General features: G+C 67.4%; 8 protein-coding genes, 1 tRNA gene and 1 pseudogene. 6 read left to right on the forward strand and 4 right to left on the reverse strand.

Translation table 11 applies throughout. The features are described from left to right. The coding region (locus DSM100685_RS05090) for an IS3 family transposase (RefSeq protein WP_152350281.1) at positions 1-99 on the forward strand (99 nt) is incomplete at its 5' end. Positions 100-211: 112 nt separating this feature from the next. Here the strand turns inward: DSM100685_RS05090 and DSM100685_RS05095 are convergent. Then, on the reverse strand, positions 212-3,148 hold the full coding sequence (locus DSM100685_RS05095) for a cation-translocating P-type ATPase (RefSeq protein WP_152350282.1): 2,937 nt from the start codon (positions 3,146-3,148) through the stop codon (positions 212-214). A 305-nt stretch (positions 3,149-3,453) separates the two neighbouring features. Here DSM100685_RS05095 and DSM100685_RS05100 point away from each other — a divergent pair, with 305 nt between their 5' ends. Together DSM100685_RS05100 and rlmB are read left to right on the forward strand one after the other, a co-directional pair. Further along, positions 3,454-6,192: a transglutaminase domain-containing protein gene (locus DSM100685_RS05100; RefSeq protein WP_152350283.1), complete on the forward strand. Its 2,739-nt coding sequence runs from the start codon at positions 3,454-3,456 to the stop codon at positions 6,190-6,192. Positions 6,193-6,279: 87 nt separating this feature from the next. Beyond that, positions 6,280-7,269, forward strand: a complete 990-nt coding sequence (gene rlmB / locus DSM100685_RS05105) for a 23S rRNA (guanosine(2251)-2'-O)-methyltransferase RlmB (RefSeq protein WP_152350284.1) — start codon at positions 6,280-6,282, stop codon at positions 7,267-7,269. A 421-nt stretch (positions 7,270-7,690) separates the two neighbouring features. Here the strand turns inward: rlmB and DSM100685_RS05110 are convergent, their stop codons facing one another. The 3 genes from DSM100685_RS05110 to DSM100685_RS05120 form a co-directional block, all read right to left on the reverse strand. Beyond that, positions 7,691-9,100 (reverse strand): DUF4032 domain-containing protein, encoded by a 1,410-nt coding sequence (locus tag DSM100685_RS05110; protein ID WP_152350361.1) that lies wholly within the window; start codon positions 9,098-9,100, stop codon positions 7,691-7,693. A 98-nt stretch (positions 9,101-9,198) separates the two neighbouring features. Then, positions 9,199-10,326: an ABC transporter ATP-binding protein gene (locus DSM100685_RS05115; RefSeq protein ID WP_152350285.1), complete on the reverse strand. Its 1,128-nt coding sequence runs from the start codon at positions 10,324-10,326 to the stop codon at positions 9,199-9,201. 284 nt (positions 10,327-10,610) lie between these two features. After that, the gene (locus DSM100685_RS05120; RefSeq protein ID WP_152350286.1) at positions 10,611-13,415 is read right to left on the reverse strand and encodes a glycoside hydrolase family 3 C-terminal domain-containing protein; all 2,805 of its coding nucleotides are present in this window, start codon (positions 13,413-13,415) and stop codon (positions 10,611-10,613) included. Positions 13,416-13,487: 72 nt separating this feature from the next. Between DSM100685_RS05120 and DSM100685_RS10955 the strand changes: the two are divergent. From DSM100685_RS10955 to DSM100685_RS05135, 3 genes and pseudogenes are all read left to right on the forward strand, one after another. Continuing rightward, positions 13,488-14,777, forward strand: a pseudogene (locus DSM100685_RS10955) (serine/threonine-protein kinase); the annotation flags it as partial. A 235-nt stretch (positions 14,778-15,012) separates the two neighbouring features. Then, complete coding sequence (locus DSM100685_RS05130) at positions 15,013-15,945, forward strand: DsbA family protein (RefSeq protein ID WP_152350288.1); 933 nt, start codon at positions 15,013-15,015, stop codon at positions 15,943-15,945. A 251-nt stretch (positions 15,946-16,196) separates the two neighbouring features. Continuing rightward, a tRNA-Thr gene (locus DSM100685_RS05135) sits at positions 16,197-16,270 on the forward strand. Positions 16,271-16,284 lie beyond the last annotated feature (14 nt).

Raw genomic sequence — 16,284 nt, forward strand, 5'->3', positions numbered from 1 at the left:
GCCGCCTACCTGTCCCATTACAATGGGACCCGTATCAAGAAGTCGCTGGGCTGGATGAGCCCGGTGCAATACCGCAGACACCTTGGGCTGGCGGTGTAGCCGTCCAAGAAAAAGTCCGCACCCCCAACAGGCCAGTCACGCACTGGATCCGCTCAATCCGCGTTAAACGGCGGCGTTAAACGGCCGGCATTAAGCGACGGCGTCACGCGGCTCAGACTGCGAGGCCGCGCTTCTTGTCGATCGCGCGCAGCACGAGCTTGCGCAGCTCGGTGGCGACGAGCACGAAGGCCGCAAGACCAATGCACTCCAGCCACGCCGTGGCGCCGAGCGGGGTGGTGCCGAACGCGGCGTTGAGGAACGGCACGTAGATCACGAGCAGCTGCAGGGCGATGGAGATGCCGATCGCGCCCCACAGGTACTTGTTGGCGAACAGGCCCACGAAGGCGCTCTGCTTGGCGGAACGGGAGGCCAGCGCGTTGAACAGCTGCGCGAACACGAGGATCGTGAAGCCCATGGTGCGGGCCTCGACCATCTGGGCCTCGTGGCCGAGCGCGTCCACCGAACGGTCGGTGAACAGGCCGCCGGCGAGGTGCATGTCCATGCCGATCAGCGTCACGGCCGCCATGATGAGGCCCACGAAGATGATGTCGCCCCACATCTCGCCGTCGATCACGCGGTCGGTGAGCTTGCGCGGACGGCGGTTCATGACGTCCTCGGTCTGCGGATCCACGCCCATGGCGAGCGCAGGGGCGGCGTCGGTGAGCAGGTTGATCCACAGCAGCTGGGTGGCGAGCAGCGGCACGGTCACGCCCTCCACGCCGGGCTGCGTGATGCCCAGGAAGCCGGCGAAGATCACGCCGCCGAACACGGTGAGCACCTCGCCCACGTTGGAGCTGAGCAGGTAGCGCAGGAACTTGCGGATGTTGTCGAAGATGCCGCGGCCCTCGCGCACGGCGGCCACGATGGTGCTGAAGTTGTCGTCCGCCAGGATCATCTTGGCGGATTCCTTGGTGACCTCGGTGCCGGTGATGCCCATGGCCACGCCGATGTCCGCGGTCTTGACGGCCGGGGCGTCGTTCACGCCGTCGCCGGTCATGGCCACGATGTTGCCCTGCCGCTGCAGTGAGGAGACGATCTTGAGCTTGTGCTCGGGCGCCACGCGGGCGTAGACGGACACCTCGGACGTGGCCTTGTCGAACGCGGCGTCGCCCTGCGCGGCGAGTTCGTCGAGCTGGTCGCCGGTGAGGGCCTTGCCGCCCTTGTCGATGATGCCCAGATCGGAGGCGATGCGCGCCGCGGTGAGCGGGTGGTCGCCGGTGATCATGACCGTGCGGATGCCGGCGCGGTGCGCCTCGGCCACGGAGTCGCGGACCTCGGTGCGCGGCGGGTCGATGATGCCGACCATGCCGGCCCAGATGAGGTCGGACTCGACCACGTCGGACTGCTCGGCGATGTCCGTCACCTGACCGGCGGCGTTCACCCGGATGCCCGGCACGTCGGCCAGCGAGTCGGTCTCCAGCGGACGGTACGCCTCGCCGAGCGTGCGGTACGCCTCGCGGGAGAGACGCTCCACGGTGGCGAGGATGGTCTGGCGGTCGCCCTCGGTGAGCGGACGGACCTGACCGCCCACGGCGATGCGCGAGCAGTAGCCCAGCAGCACGTCCGGGGCGCCCTTGGCGAACACGGTCAGGCGGTCGCCGTCGGCGCCGTCCTTCGCGATGACGGACATGCGCTTGCGCTCCGAGGTGAACGGCACCTCGGCCACTCGCTCGAAGCGGGCGTAGTCCTTGAGCGCCTTGATCTTGCGCGCGGCGACCACGAGCGCCACTTCGGTGGGGTCGCCCACGATCTCCCACTTGCCGTTCTCCTCGCGCAGGTCGCCGTCATTCGCGAGCGCGCCCGCGGCGATGGTGGCCACGGCCTCCACGCGCAGCGGCGAATCGGCGGGCAAGTCGTTGCCGTCGAGACCGACCATTTGGCCCTTGGGCGCGTAGCCGGTGCCGGTCACCTGCACCTCGCCGGACGGGGTGACGATGCGCTCCACGGTCATCTCGTTGCGGGTGAGCGTGCCGGTCTTGTCCGAGCAGATCACGGACGCGGAGCCGAGCGTCTCCACGGAATGCAGCTTCTTGACGATCGCGTGGTGCTTGGCCATGCGCTGCACGCCAAGCGCGAGCACCACGGTGAGGATGGCGGCCAGGCCCTCCGGCACGGCGGCCACGGCGAGGGACACGGCGAGCAGCAGGGAGTCGATCACGTCCTGCAGCGAGTGGAAGCCGCTCATCACGGCGAGCGCCACGAGCACGAGCACGGCGATGATGCACACCGCGATGCCGAGGATCTTGGCCACGTGGTCCATTTCCTTCTGCAGCGGGCTGTCGTCGTCCTCGGTCTTGGAGAGCATGTCCGCGATCTTGCCGACCTGCGTGTTCATGCCGGTGCCGGTCACGATCGCGCGGCCGGTGCCCTGCGTGACGGACGTGCCGTTGAAGATCATGTTGGCGCGGTCGCCCAGCGCCTTGGCCTGCTCAAGCGTGTCCGGCTTCTTGCCCACGGGCACGGATTCGCCGGTCAGCGACGCCTCGGCGATGCGCAGGGACGCGGCGGCGAACAGACGGCCGTCGGCGGAGACGCTGTCGCCCTCGGCCAGCACGAGCACGTCGCCCGGCACCACGTCGGCGGTGTTGATGCGCACGATCTTGCCGTCGCGCAGCACGCTCGTCTGCGGCGCGGCCATCTTGCTCAGCGCGTCCACGGCCTGCTCAGCCTTCGCCTCCTGGATGTAGCCGAGCACGGCGTTCAGGATAAGGATGAGCACGATGACGATCGCGTCGAACGGCAGCGCCTCGCCACCTTCGCCATGGGCGCGCTCGATGAACCATGCGACCAGCGAGATGGCGGTCGCGACGAGCAGCAGGTAGACCAGCGGGTCCTGGAACTGCTGCAGGAACTTCTTCCATTTGGGCACGGGCGGCGCGCCGGCCAGCTGATTGGGGCCGAACTCCTCCAGTCGCCGCTTCGCCTCGGCCGCGCTCAGGCCCACGTTCGGGTCGACGTTGAGCGCCTTGGCCACGTCCGCCGCATCGGTCAGCGACGGGTCGGTCGGGGTTGTGGGGATGGATTGCTGATCATTCAAGGCCTGGGCCATGATCTGTATTCATTGCTCCTCGGTACGCCGCGGAGTAGTCAACGTCGTGCGGTGTCATTGCCGCTCGCGTTGCGCGGTTGTGGTTCCCGGAGCGTCTGCGCCGGGACTTTCCTCATTATTGCATACCGGGTTTATCTTTCAGGTGAACGACGGGGCCGCGGCCTGTCGGGCGTCGATCGTTTGCCGTTGCGGGCGGCGAATGCACGGCGGCGCGGTGAACGGCCGAAGCCTTGCGCGGCGTTTCATGCAGGCGATAGGATGACCGCAATAGCCAACGCACAGCGTCGTAGGGAGAGAAAGAACACATGGACCAGCCAAACCCTCACCAGTCCGACTCCGAATCGAACGACCAGACAGGCGGCGCGCCGCAGCAGCCCACGCAGCAGCCGCAGCCGTACGCACCGCCGACGCAGGCGCCGTACGGGCCGTACGGACAACCTCCGCAGACGTACGCGCCACCGCAGTACGCACCGCCGACCTCGCAGCCATACCCGGCACCGGCGTCGGCGCAGCAGCAGACGCAGTGGGCACCGCCGCAGCAGCAACAGCCCGCCTACCCGTCCCAACCCTCCTATCAGCAGCAATATCAGACGCATCCCGCCGCCCCAACCGGTCCGGCATACCCCGGCGCTCCCGGTGCCCCCACCGCGCCCGGCGGCCCCGGCGCCACGGCCGCGCGCCGCCACTCCCCCGCGCGCACCGTGCTCATCACGCTGACCGCCGTCATCGCCGTGTTCGCCATCGTCTTTACCTACTTCTTCTTCGCCGAACGCCCGTCCGGCGGGCGCGTCAGCGACGACATGTCGGTGTACGGCGACAACTTCGACACCTCGAAGTACGACCTGCAGAAGCCGATCCTCGACGTGGATTCCACGTACACGTTCCGCGAGAAGGTCGGCTCCGTGGCAAGCAGGCTCGACAGCTACTGGTCGATGAGCGGCTACGGCGCCACGCAGGACGGCGATCTGGTCGCCGGCGTCTACGCCGACCCCGCGTTCAAGAACCAGATGAACGTCTCCGTCGCGCAGGACGAGAAGGATCCGGACACCATCACGATCACGGCCAACCAGGGCCTCGTGCTGGTGAACTACTTCGACCCGAACACGCAGCAGCTGCACGCCGAATCGTTCGACACCATCAAGGCGAACAAATACTACTTCAACGAGGAACCCGTCGAGGCCGGCGACCTCGACCACTACTTCGACACCAAGCAGCACGCGTACGCCCGGTTCACCGGATTCGGCTCGTACTACCTCGTCGTCTACTACGGCGAGGACGGGCAGAAACTCGCCAAGCCCAAGGTCACGTACTTCACCGTCAAGGACGACAAGCACCAGCTCGCCACGCCCCAGAACCTGCAGGCGCGCGTGGACGATCAGGGCCACGTCAACGTGAGCTGGGACCCGGTGGAGGGCGCCACGCACTACAAGGTGTATCTGCGCGTCGGCGGCGCGGTGCTCGGCGAGAACGCCACCGACGCCGAAAAGCAGAAGGACGATCTGGGCCTACAGAGCACGTACATCCTCGCCGCGCCCACCGGCACGTCCGTGAACCTCAAGGACTGGGACCCGTCCGCAGCGCCCGAGTTCAAGGACTTCCTCAAGGGCATGATCAGCCAGTACACCGCGGACCGCAAGGTCTCCACGTTCGCGAAGACGCCGTACTACCAGAACCTCCAGTTCATCAACCTGTACGATCAGGAGTCCGAGGACGAGCAGTACGACCCGGACACGAACCTCTCGCTGGAGGAAAACCACAACAAGTACCAGCGCAACGCCAGCAACGTCCAGCTGTACGTGATCGCCTACGGCGACAACGAGGTCACGACGAACTCGCCCATCGCGACGATCAACATCAACCCGCTGCTCTCGCAGATCCCGATCGCGCCGGCGTTCAACGCGATCACCGACGGCAACCGCGCCGGCAAGAAGTACGTCAGCTACATCACCGTGGCGGACGGCCTGACGCGCATCGTGCCCAAGGAGTTCGACTGGAGCACCGCGCAGACGGACGGCGGAGGCGTGAAGGTCTCGTACTATCTGGGCGCCACGGCCATGCACTCCACCGAGACGTTCTCGGACAAGGGGACGAACGTCAACGACGTCAAGACGCGCGTCGAGCAGGAATCCTCGGAACTGCAGAAGTCCGACACCCAGGCCGGCCTCGCGGAGCCCGAAGGCCAGGTCGGCACCGTGGAGTGGAACGACTCCACCGGCGACGTCGGAGGGGACGTCGATCTCAACAGCGCCAACGGCTCGGTCGAGTTCGTGAAGTTCGTCGCCGCGAATCTGCTGCAGGAGCGCACGACCATGGAGATCACGAAATACGTCAAGGAGGCGGGAGCGCCCACGGTGAGCGACGTGCTCGACGAGGCGCTGGCGCAGAACCCGCTGATCCTGCACTCGCACGCCTACTCAGGCGTCAAGCAGGAGGGCAGCCGCACATTCCTCAAAGTGGAATACTACGACAACAGCTACGGCGACGACACCGCCAACGTGCGTCAGCAGCTGAGCCAGAAGGCCGACCAGATCGTGTCGCAAATCGTCAAGCCCGGCATGGACGACCGAGCCAAGGCAACCGCCATCAACGACTATCTCGTGCGCACGTTTGCGTACGACTACCCGACGTACGAAAGCGAGCTGAAGGGCGGCAAGAGCGTCGACCAGAGCTTCTACACGCGTCACAAGAGCAACCAGAACGCGTCCGGCCTGCTCGGCAGCTACAACGGCGAGGATCTCACCAAGACCGTGTGCGCCGGTTACGCCCGCTCGTTCAAGCTGCTGGCGGACAAGGCCGGCCTGAACTCGATCTACGTCTCCGGCACCGTGAACGCGTCCACGCAGAACGCGCGCCACGCGTGGAATCAGGTGAAGATCGGCGACCAGTGGCTGACCGAGGACGCGACGTGGAACGACACGGGCGGCGGTTCATCGGACCAATACCTGCTGGTGAGCCCGTCCAGTTCGGCGATCAAAAAGCGCAGCCAGGTCATCGACAACGCGGCGATCGTCGACGCGTACTTGTCGGCCTACGGTCTGGACTGACGCGCGAAGCCCGCGTCAAAGCCGCCCGTTTGCCGTTCGTTCGGCATCCGTTTGGCTTTGGCGCGGGGTGCTGGGACAATGGACCCCATGGCATTGAAGAAAGGACCGACCAAAGGGTCGGGTGGCAAGCATCGCAACAAACTCAAGGGATACGGCCCCACCCCCAAGGCGGAGGACCGCGTCTACCACAAGGCGTTCAAGGCGAAGAAGATCGCCGACCGCCGCAAGGCCGCTGATCCGCGTCTGGCCGCGCGCCGCAGGGCGGCCAAGTTCACCTCGGACTCCGACGAGCTGGTGTACGGCCGCAACGCCGTGCTCGAGGCGCTGCGCGTGGGCGTGCCCAGCCTGCAGCTGTACCTCGCCGCGCGCATCGAGCACGACGACCGCACGCGCGAGATCGTGAAGATCGCCGGCGCGAACGGCCTGCACATCCTCGAGGCCGACCGTCTGGAGATGGACCGCATCGCGCGCTCGGGCAACCATCAGGGCGTGGTGCTCAAGGTGCGTCCGTACGAGTACACGCCGCTGAGCCAGCTCGTCGATCAGGCCGACCGCAAGGCCAAGGCCATGGACGGCGTGGGCGGCCTCGCGCGCATGCAGGCGCGCCCGCTGTTCATCGCGCTGGACGGCGTGACCGATCCGCAGAACCTCGGCGCGGTGATCCGCTCCGCGGCGGCATTCGGCGCGAACGGCGTGATTCTGCCGGAGCGCAGGTCCGCCTCCGTGACCGCGGCCGCGTGGAAGGTCTCCGCCGGCGCCGCGGCGCATCTGCCCGTCTCCCGCGTGGTGAACCTCACCAAGGCGATCCAGTCGCTGCACGAGCGCGGCTACTACGCGGTCGGCCTCGACGGCGGCGGCAACTCGCTGGTGGGCGAGACCGGCTTCGAGACCGATCCGCTCGTGGTTGTGCTCGGTTCGGAGGGCAAGGGCCTGAGCCGCTTGGTGCGCGAGGAGTGCGACGCGATCGCCGGCATTCCGATCAGCTCCATGGTCGAATCGCTCAACGCGTCCGTGGCGGCCGGCATCAGCCTGTACGCCGTGGCCAACGCCCGTCGTAAGGCGGCCCAGAAGGGCTGATCGCCGCATAGCGCACATCGCATGGAGGGGCGGCTTCCCGGTATTCGCGGGAAGCCGCCCCTCCATCGTCATAAGGATCCTTCGACTTTCGACTCCGGCCTGACGGCCTGACGGCCTGCGGCGAGGCAACCGGAGAGAGCACTCCCTCCGCCCGACGGCACTGGATTCGCTCAATTCGCGAGGCTTGATATGCGGATTGAGCGAATCCAGTGCGCAACGGGCATATTTGCCCCACTCGCGCATCGGATCCGCTCATTCTGCGGTATACGGATGCCAGATTGAGCGAATCCAGTGTGTAGCGGGCCGTGTTTGCCTGCCGATATGGAAAAGTGCCGCGCAACGCATTGGTATCTGGCAAATTTATCCAGCAAAAATGCGTTGCGCAGCACTTTTCCGTATTGAACGATTGAACGGTCAGCACTCAGTGGGCCCATACCGCCGCGTCGGGATCGTCGTCGGGGTTGTAGCCGTCGTCGGGATCGTCGTAGGTGGACTCGTCGTCGATCACGCCGGCGTCGGCCTCGGCGTTGAGCTGCTCCATGGTCTTGGCGTCGATCTTGTAGTTCGGCAGCACGGTGGCGATGTAGCTCTCCACGGCCTCGGCCATGGGGACGTCGTGGCCGGCCTTCTCCGCGAGGAACCAGCGGTGGTCGAGCACCTCGTGGAAGAACTGCGCGGGCTCGATCTGCGAACGGTACTCCTTGGGGATCATGCGCACGGTGGGCTCGAACACCTCGCGCATCCAGTCGGTGGCCACGATCTCCAGATCCTCGCCCTCGCGCCACGTGGACGCGCGGTAGGCGTCCAGATCGTTGAGCAGGCGGCGGGCCTGGTTCTCCTGCACGTCGAGGCCGGTGAGGCGCAGCAGCTTGCGGGAGGCGTAGCCGGCGTCCACCACGCGCGGGCGCACGAGCACGCGCTTGCCGTCCTCGGCGGTCTTCATCTCGAGCTCGTCCACGTCGAAGCCCAGATCGTTGAGCTTGTTGACGCGCTTCTCGATCTTCCACATCTCGTCGGGGCTGAACTTGTCGGTGTCCGTGAGCGTGCTCCACAGCGAGTGGTAGCGGTCCACGAGGCGGTTGCCCACCTCGACCTCGTCCACTTCGTCCGGCAACAGCTTGCCGGAGCTCAGATCCATGAGTTCGCCGATGATGTTGGTGCGGGCCAGGTCGATGTCGTACTCGCGCTGGCCGTCGGTCAGGGCCGGGTGCAGATCACCGGTCTCGGCGTCCACCAGCCACGCGGAGAACGCGTAGGCGTCGCGCAGGAACAGGACGTTGGACAGCGAAACGTCGCCCCAATAGAAGCCGGCCAGGTGCAGGCGGACCATGAGCACGGCCAGCGCGTCGATGAGTCGTTCGGCAGTGTCGGTGCGCAGGTTGCGGGCGAACAGCGCGCGGTACGGCAGCGAGAACTTCAGGTGCTTGGTCACCAGAATGGCCTCCAGGCGCTCGCCCTCGCGGTTGTGGCGGCCGGTGACGACGGCCACCGGGGAGACGCACGGCAGTTCGAGCTTCTCCAGCCGGCGCAGCAGCTCGTACTCGCGCTCGGCCACCTGACGGGTGATCTCCTTCATGGCGTAGACCTCGTTGCCCACGCGCACGAAACGCACCACGTGTCGGGAGATGCCTCGCGGCAGGTTGGCCAGCAGCTCCTTGGGCCACGTGGCCAGCGGCTGCTCCCACGGCAGGGTGAACATCTTCGGGTTGGACACGGACGCGGTGATGGTCAGCGCCGTGGGCTCGCCCGCGGGGGTCGCGTCCTCGGCTTTGACGGACGTGGCCTTGGCGGCTCGCGGATCGAGTTGGTTCAAATCGATTGCAGGGGTCATCATGCTCCTCATGATAAGAAAACCCCCGCACATCAGTTGTGCGGGGGTCACTTTAACGAGGCGGATAGAGAGGAAGAGAGTCGCCTCGAAAAAGCCTATTAGTTCAGACGCAGCTCGGTCGACGGAGCGAACAGGTGCATCTTGGCCGGGTCGATCTTGATCTTGACGACGTCGCCGACCTTCGGCAGCTGACGCGGAGGAACGCGGACGGTGGTCAGCTTGTTCTGATCAGACATCAGCTGGGATTCCTCGGCGGCGGAGCCGTCGGTGATGATGTTGCCGTAGATGTAGCCGTCGGAGCCCAGATCCTCGACGTTGACGACCTTCAGGGAGAAGGCGTTCGCGTCGGTGGAGGAAGCCAGGGAGGCATCCTCGGGGCGGAAGCCGACGACGATCTCGCCGTTGTCCTCGGCGGTCAGCTTGGAGACGGCCTCGGTCGGCAGCTCGATGGTGTCCTCGCCGATCTTCGCGCGGCCGTTGACCACCGGGTGGGTGTTCAGGTTCATCGACGGGGAGCCGATGAAGCCGGCGACGAAGACGTTGGCCGGGCGATCGTACAGCTCGGTCGGGGCGCCGACCTGCTGCAGGATGCCGAGCTTGATGACGGCGATGCGGTCGCCCATCGTCAGGGCCTCGGTCTGATCGTGGGTCACGTACAGGGTGGTGACGCCGAGCTGACGCTGCAGGGCGGCGATCTGCGTACGGGTCTGCACACGGAGCTTGGCGTCCAGGTTGGACAGCGGCTCATCCATGAGGAAGACCTTCGGCTCACGGACGATTGCACGGCCCATGGCCACGCGCTGACGCTGACCACCGGACAGAGCCTTCGGCTTGCGGTCGAGGTACTCGGTGAGGTCCAGGATCTCGGCGGCCTTCTCGACGCGCTTGCGGATCTCGTCCTTCGGGGTGCCGGCGATCTTCAGGGCGAAGCCCATGTTGTCGGCCACGGTCATGTGCGGGTACAGAGCGTAGTTCTGGAACACCATTGCGATGTCGCGGTCCTTGGGCTGCATGGTGGTGACATCCTTGCCACCGATGAGGATGCGGCCCTTGTTGACCTCTTCGAGGCCGGCGAGCATACGAAGCGTCGTGGACTTGCCGCAGCCAGAGGGGCCAACCAGGACGAGGAACTCGCCGTCCTTGATATCCAGATTCAGATCATCCACCGAGGGCTTGTCGTTGCCCGGGTAGATTCGAGTCACGTGCTCGAATACCACTTCTGCCATAATTCATATCCTTTCATCGGCAGGTACGTGCCGAACGATCCGTAGTGAAGGGGTTTTCACTTGTGGTACCGCCACGAAACTCACTGACAAACCTTCTTGACAACGCCTTCGTAGCAGTCTGTTTTTCGGTGGTTCTCGAAGATAACTCTTCTTTGAGCCACGACTCACTATACACGATCCGATTCATCGCGCAAGGCGTGTTGCCGAAATTTGCCTTTGTTTGTTCGCTGGATGAACAAACGCCGCCGACATGCCCGTCAACGCACTCAGCGCACTCAGCTCATTCAGCGCACGCCGTAGCGGGCCAGCTCGGCGACGGTGGCGCGGTTGGCGGCGCGGTTGCGCAGCACGGCAAGCGCAAACCGCACTCCCCCGCGCAGCGCATGGCCGTTGGGCACGTCGGCGAGCGCGCGGGCCGCGGCCGCGTCGACCGAACCGTCGGAGAGCTTGGCCAGCGCGCGCGGCGGCATGTTGAGCCGGAACAGCGCGTCCAGATCCGGGGCGCCGAGCCGCTCGCCCGCCTCGCGCACCCCGCGCTCCAGACGGGCGGCCCACCAGCGGGCGATCGGGCTGCGTGAGTCGGCCCAGCTGGAGAACGGGTCGTTCGAGGAGAAGCGCACGCCGTGGGGACGGTCGGCGGCGGCCTCGTCGGGCGCGCCCATCATGCGCAATGCGCGGGCCGTCTCCGCACGCACCGCGCCCAGGCGCGCAACCGGACGGGACGCGGGCTCCGCGGCCGGTCGGCCTTCGGAACTCCCGACGCCTGTTTCCGGACCGGGAGCGCCCACTCCCTGTCCCGAGGCGTGCAAATCGTTGGCATGAAGCCCTTTGTGCGCCGCGCGGACGGGGAGTGGGCGCTCCCGGTCCGGAATGACCGGCGCGGAAGAGCCGGCCAGCACGTACGCGCCCTCCAGTTGCGGGGTCATGCAGTCGGAGCCGATCATGATCCGCCATTCGCCCGGCTCGCGCGCCCATGCGTCGGCGGCGAGGTCCCAGTGCCGGAACGTGTACCGGTCGAACGGGATGGTCACGCGCCGCGACTCGCCGGGCTTGAGCCGCACCTTGGCGAACCCCTTGAGCTCGCGCGCCACGTGGGCCACACGCGTCGCGCCCCCGGCCGGCGCGTCCGGCCCGGAAACATACAGCTGGGCCGCCTCCGCGCCTTCCACGGCACTCGTGTTGGTCAGCATGAAGCTCGTGCCGGCGTCGTCGACCGCAAGGTCGGAGTACCGGAACGCGGCGTAGCCCAGCCCGAATCCGAACGGGTAGCGCACGGGCGCGTCGGCGGTGGTGAAGTGGCGGTAGCCCACGAGCGGCCCCTCGCGGTACACGGCGTCGCGCCCGGAAGCCGGGTAGTGGCCGAACGTGGAGACGTCGCGGTCGTGCAGCGGCCATGTTTCGGCGAGCCGGCCGGACGGGTTGACGCGCCCCGAAAGGATGCGCGCCACCGCGGAGGCGCCCGCCTGACCAGCCAGTCCCGTGTACAGGATCGCCGCGCAGCCGGCCTTGACCGCCCACGGCACGAGCACCGGAGAGCCTGCGGCGAGCACCGCGACGAGCGGCTTGCCGGCCCGTTCGCAGGCGTCCGCGAGCGCGTCCATGAGGTCGAGCTGCGGCTGGGGCATGCGCATGGTCGCGCGGTCAAGTCCCTCGGCTTCGCTGCGGTCGTCCAGCCCCACGCACGCCACCACGGCGTCCACGTCCGCGCGCTCGACCAGCGCGCAGGCCCGCTCGATCATGTCCTGCGAGGACTTGCCGTCGTGCCGGTAGCCGGGCGCATAGCCGGCGAGCGCAAGGCCACCCTCGGATGCGGGCTCGAGCACGTCGAACAGGGCGTCGACGCGCGTGGCGTTGACCTTCGACGAACCGGAGCCCTGAAAGCGCGGACGGACGGCCATGTCCCCCACCAGCGCCACGCGGGTGCCTTCGGCGAACGGCAGCGTGCCGCCCTCGTTACGCAACAGCACCATCGACTGCTCGGCCACCTCGCGGGCCACGGCGTGATGCGCGGTGACCGTCGGCTCGGTCAGCGCGTTCCCCGCCGATGCCATTGCCGTCGCCTCGCCGGCCTGGCCGTCTTCAGCCGCATACTTCCCCGCCGCGCGCCCGGTCCGACCGACCTGCCCGGTCCGGCCGATCTGCACGGCCTGCCCGATCCGCTCGGCGCGATCAGCCCGTTCCGTCCGCCACGCGCACCGGGCCACCTCGCGCGCACGATCGTTCAGCGCTCGTTCGCCCAGCCGCCCGGAGCGCACGGCGGCCACCACCTCGCGCACGGAGGCATAGCCCGGGCACGGCATCTCCAGCGAACCGCCCGCCGCCGCGGCCGCCACCGCGCTATTCGAGGCGCCCCAATCGGACACCACCATGCCGTCGAACCCCCACTCGCCGCGCAGCACGTCCGTGAGCAGATGGCGGTTCTCATGCGCGTACACGCCGTTGACGCGGTTGTACGAGCTCATGAGCGCCCACGGCCGGGCCTCGCGCACGGCGATCTCGAAGGCCGTCAGATACAGCTCGCGCAGCGTGCGCCCGTCCACCACCGAGTTGGACGACTGCCGGCGCAGCTCCTGCCCGTTCGCGGCGAAATGCTTGGGGCACGCGGCCACGCCCCTCGACTGCACGCCGCGGATGAATCCCGCGCCCATGCGCCCGGCGAGCAGCGGATCCTCCGCGTAATACTCGAAGTTCCGGCCGCACAGCGGACTGCGCTTGACGTTCATGCCCGGCCCGAGCAGCACGTTGACGCCCTGCGCGCGGGCCTCGTCGCCGATCGCCGCGCCCATGCGCCCCGCGAGGTCCGGGTCCCACGAGCACGCCACCGCGGAGGCCGTGGGAAAGCACGTGGCCGGCAGGGACGCGCCGGGCGCCGTGGGAGCGCCGGGCTCGGCCGCCTCGCGCCGCAAGCCGTGGGGGCCGTCGCTCAGCACCATCGCCGGCACGTCCGCGCGCGGTACGGCATGCGTGGTCCACTGCGAGGCGCCGGCCAGCAGCGCCGCCCGCTCGATCAGGCTCAGCCGCTCGATCGCCCGTTCCGCGCGCCCGTCTGCGCGCCCCGCACGTCCTGCATGTTCGATTGCACGTTCCATGCGTCAATTCTCGTACGTCCCGGATCCCGCAACGCGCACGCGCCGCAAACACGCACGCGGCACAATGGAGACATGAGCGATGTTGGCGTTTTGGACCTTGAACCCGGTGCGATGGTGGGCGGCTACACCCTGATCTCACGCCTCGGAGCCGGGGCCATGGGATCGGTGTGGCGCGTGAGCGACGGCGGCGGGCAGGTGTACGCGATGAAGATTCTGCGCGATTCGCTCAACGACGACGACCTGCGCAGCAACGTGCCGGCCCGCGAGCGACTGCGCCGCGAAGCCATGGCCATGCGCAAGATCCGCCATCAGGGCGTGTGCCAGATCGTGGACATGGAACTGGACGACGCGGTGGCGTTCATCGTCACCGAGCTCATCGACGGGCGCAACCTCAAGGACGACGTGGCCGCGAACGGGCGGTATGTGGGCGACGATCTGGAGCGGTTGGCGTCCAAGCTCATCGACGCGGTGAAGGCCGTGCACGCGGCCGGGATCGTGCACCGGGACATCAAGCCGACCAACGTGATGGTGGCCGCGCGAGGGCCGGTGCTCGTGGACTTCGGCATCGCGATGGGCGAGGGCGAAAGCCACGTGACGCGCACGGGGCTCGTGATGGGCACGCCGGGGTTCATCGCCCCGGAGATCATCGACGGCGCGGAGTCCAACGAGGCGACCGACTGGTGGAGCACCGCGGCCGTGCTGGCGTTCGCGGCCACCGGCAAGCCCGTGTTCGGCACCAAGCCCATGATGACCGTGCTTGAGCGGGCCGCGTCCGGCAACGCGAACCTCACCGGGCTGCCGCCGCGCACGATGGCCGCGTTCCGCGCCGCCCTGAACCCGCATCCTGAGGAGCGCTGCACGCCCGACGAGCTGCTGGACGCGATCCGACGCGACGCCATGGAGCCGGGGACGTGGGAGGCGGCAGCCGTGGAGGAACCGGGGGCTGGGCCGACGAGTGGGACTGGGCCGACGAATGCGGCGCCCGTGCCGTCCGTGCTGCTCACGCCGCCGGAACCGCCCGTGCAGGCCGCCCAGCCCGGTGATGGCCGATCCGGGGACGACCAGCCCGCCGCGCCGATCACGCACAATGCGGAAACGCAGGTGGTGCGCCCTTTTGGCGCAGGCTTTTCGGCAGGTAGCCCGCCGCCGGAACCGCCGATCGCCGCCACGCGGGCCATGCCGGAGGCGCTGCCCGGAACGCTGCCGGGAGCATCGATCGTCCAGCCGGACGTCCAGCCAGACAGGCGGGCGGACGACGACAATCCGCGCACGCTGTGGGAGCGCAACCAGCCGTGGGAGCCGCCGCGGCCGCCGATGATCGTTCCCGCGGCCACGCTGGGGCAATCGGTTCCGTGGGAGCCGCCGGTCCAGCCCGAACCCGAGCCCGCGCCCGAAACCCCGGCGTCCAAGGACTCGCGCTCCGACCTCGTCGTGGGTCTCGCCGTGACCGCCCTGTTCGCCATCGCGATCATCACCGCCCTGATCGGTCTGTGATCGCCGGCAAGCTCACCGCGAACGCCGTCACCGCCATCACATGTTGTTCAGATAGGGCCGATACACTGGGGCGCGGCAAATCGTGAAATGGGGAGGAACATCCATGGCAAAGAACACGAACCGCCAGCGCACCCGCGCCCAGCGCGAGGCCCAGCGAGCGGCGGCGGAGAAGGCGCGCGCCGAGCAGGCGGCCAAGGAGCGCAGGCAGCAGACCATCCTGGGGGCGACCGTGGTGGCCGTGATCGTGGTGATCATCGCGGTGGTCGCGGGCGTGATCTGGTGGAAGAACCGTCCGGTGGACACCACCGCGCTCAAGAGCGAAGTGGACAAGGTGGCCGTCAAGCCGGCCAGCGCCACGGACGACTACGGCTTCCTCATCTCCAAGGACGGCATCAACAAGCCGGTCGAGGGCGTGCCCACCGTGGAGTTCTACATGGACTTCATCTGCCCCGGCTGCGGCAACATGGAACGCAGCACCGGCGAGACGAACATCAAGATGGTCGAGGCCGGCCAGATCAACCTCGAGGTCCATCCCCTCTCGTTCATGGACAGCTACTCGACGGACAACTACTCCACCCGTGCGGCCAACGCCGTGATCAACGTGGCCGAGCAGGATCCGACCCATCTGCTGGCGTTCATCCAGGCCCTGTACTCGCAGGACTTCCAGCCGCAGGAGGGTTCAAACTACGTAGCCACGTCGGACGCGCAGATCCAGCAGCAGGCCGTCAAGGCGGGCGTGAGCGAGGACCTCGCCAAGACGATCAGCGACGGCAAGTACAACGACTGGATCGCCGCGGAGACGCAGGTGACCATCAACCGCAAGGAGCTGGCGAACGTGTCCGGCCGCTACAAGGGCCAGGTCAGCACGCCGATCGTGACGATCAACGGCACGTATTGGGACTGGAACTCGATCGACACCGGCACCACGCTCGCGCAGGGCCTGCTCAAGGCGATCGGCCTCGACGAGGCTCAGGTGGGCACGAGCACGCTGCCGTCGATCGGCGCGGACGGCAAGCCGCTGTATCCCGCGTCCTGACGCCGTTTTGCGGGGGTTGCCGGGCGTGCGGCTCCACCGGTTGCAAGCCGGCCGGACATCCGGTTGTCCACTGGTTGGACGCCGATTGCTCGCCATCGAGACACGCCCGACATCCCCGACGTGCATCGTTTTCAGCAAATGCATGCATAATAGCGGTTGAGTCTTCCGGGACAGGCCGAGAAGCGTTGATTGGCGAATCGCGGGCAATCGGGATATGCTGGTCATTCGTTCGACGCGCAAGCGCCGAATACGCCTCCTTAGCTCAGATGGCCAGAGCGGCCGCCTTGTAAGCGGCAGGTCGTCGGTTCGATCCCGACAGGAGGCTCGCTGATTGTGATT

The sequence above is a fragment of the Bifidobacterium avesanii genome (assembly GCF_009299475.1).
GTDB classification, from domain to species: Bacteria; Actinomycetota; Actinomycetes; order Actinomycetales; family Bifidobacteriaceae; genus Bifidobacterium; species Bifidobacterium avesanii.

Bases quoted from the DNA above. Each gene is read 5' to 3' on its own strand.
- DSM100685_RS05095 (WP_152350282.1), bottom strand. From the start codon at position 3,148: ATGGCCCAGGCCTTGAATGATCAGCAATCCATCCCCACAACCCCGACC.
- DSM100685_RS05100 (WP_152350283.1), top strand. From the start codon at position 3,454: ATGGACCAGCCAAACCCTCACCAGTCCGACTCCGAATCGAACGACCAG.
- rlmB (WP_152350284.1), top strand. From the start codon at position 6,280: ATGGCATTGAAGAAAGGACCGACCAAAGGGTCGGGTGGCAAGCATCGC.
- DSM100685_RS05110 (WP_152350361.1), bottom strand. From the start codon at position 9,100: ATGACCCCTGCAATCGATTTGAACCAACTCGATCCGCGAGCCGCCAAG.
- DSM100685_RS05115 (WP_152350285.1), bottom strand. From the start codon at position 10,326: ATGGCAGAAGTGGTATTCGAGCACGTGACTCGAATCTACCCGGGCAAC.
- DSM100685_RS05120 (WP_152350286.1), bottom strand. From the start codon at position 13,415: ATGGAACGTGCAATCGAACATGCAGGACGTGCGGGGCGCGCAGACGGG.
- DSM100685_RS05130 (WP_152350288.1), top strand. From the start codon at position 15,013: ATGGCAAAGAACACGAACCGCCAGCGCACCCGCGCCCAGCGCGAGGCC.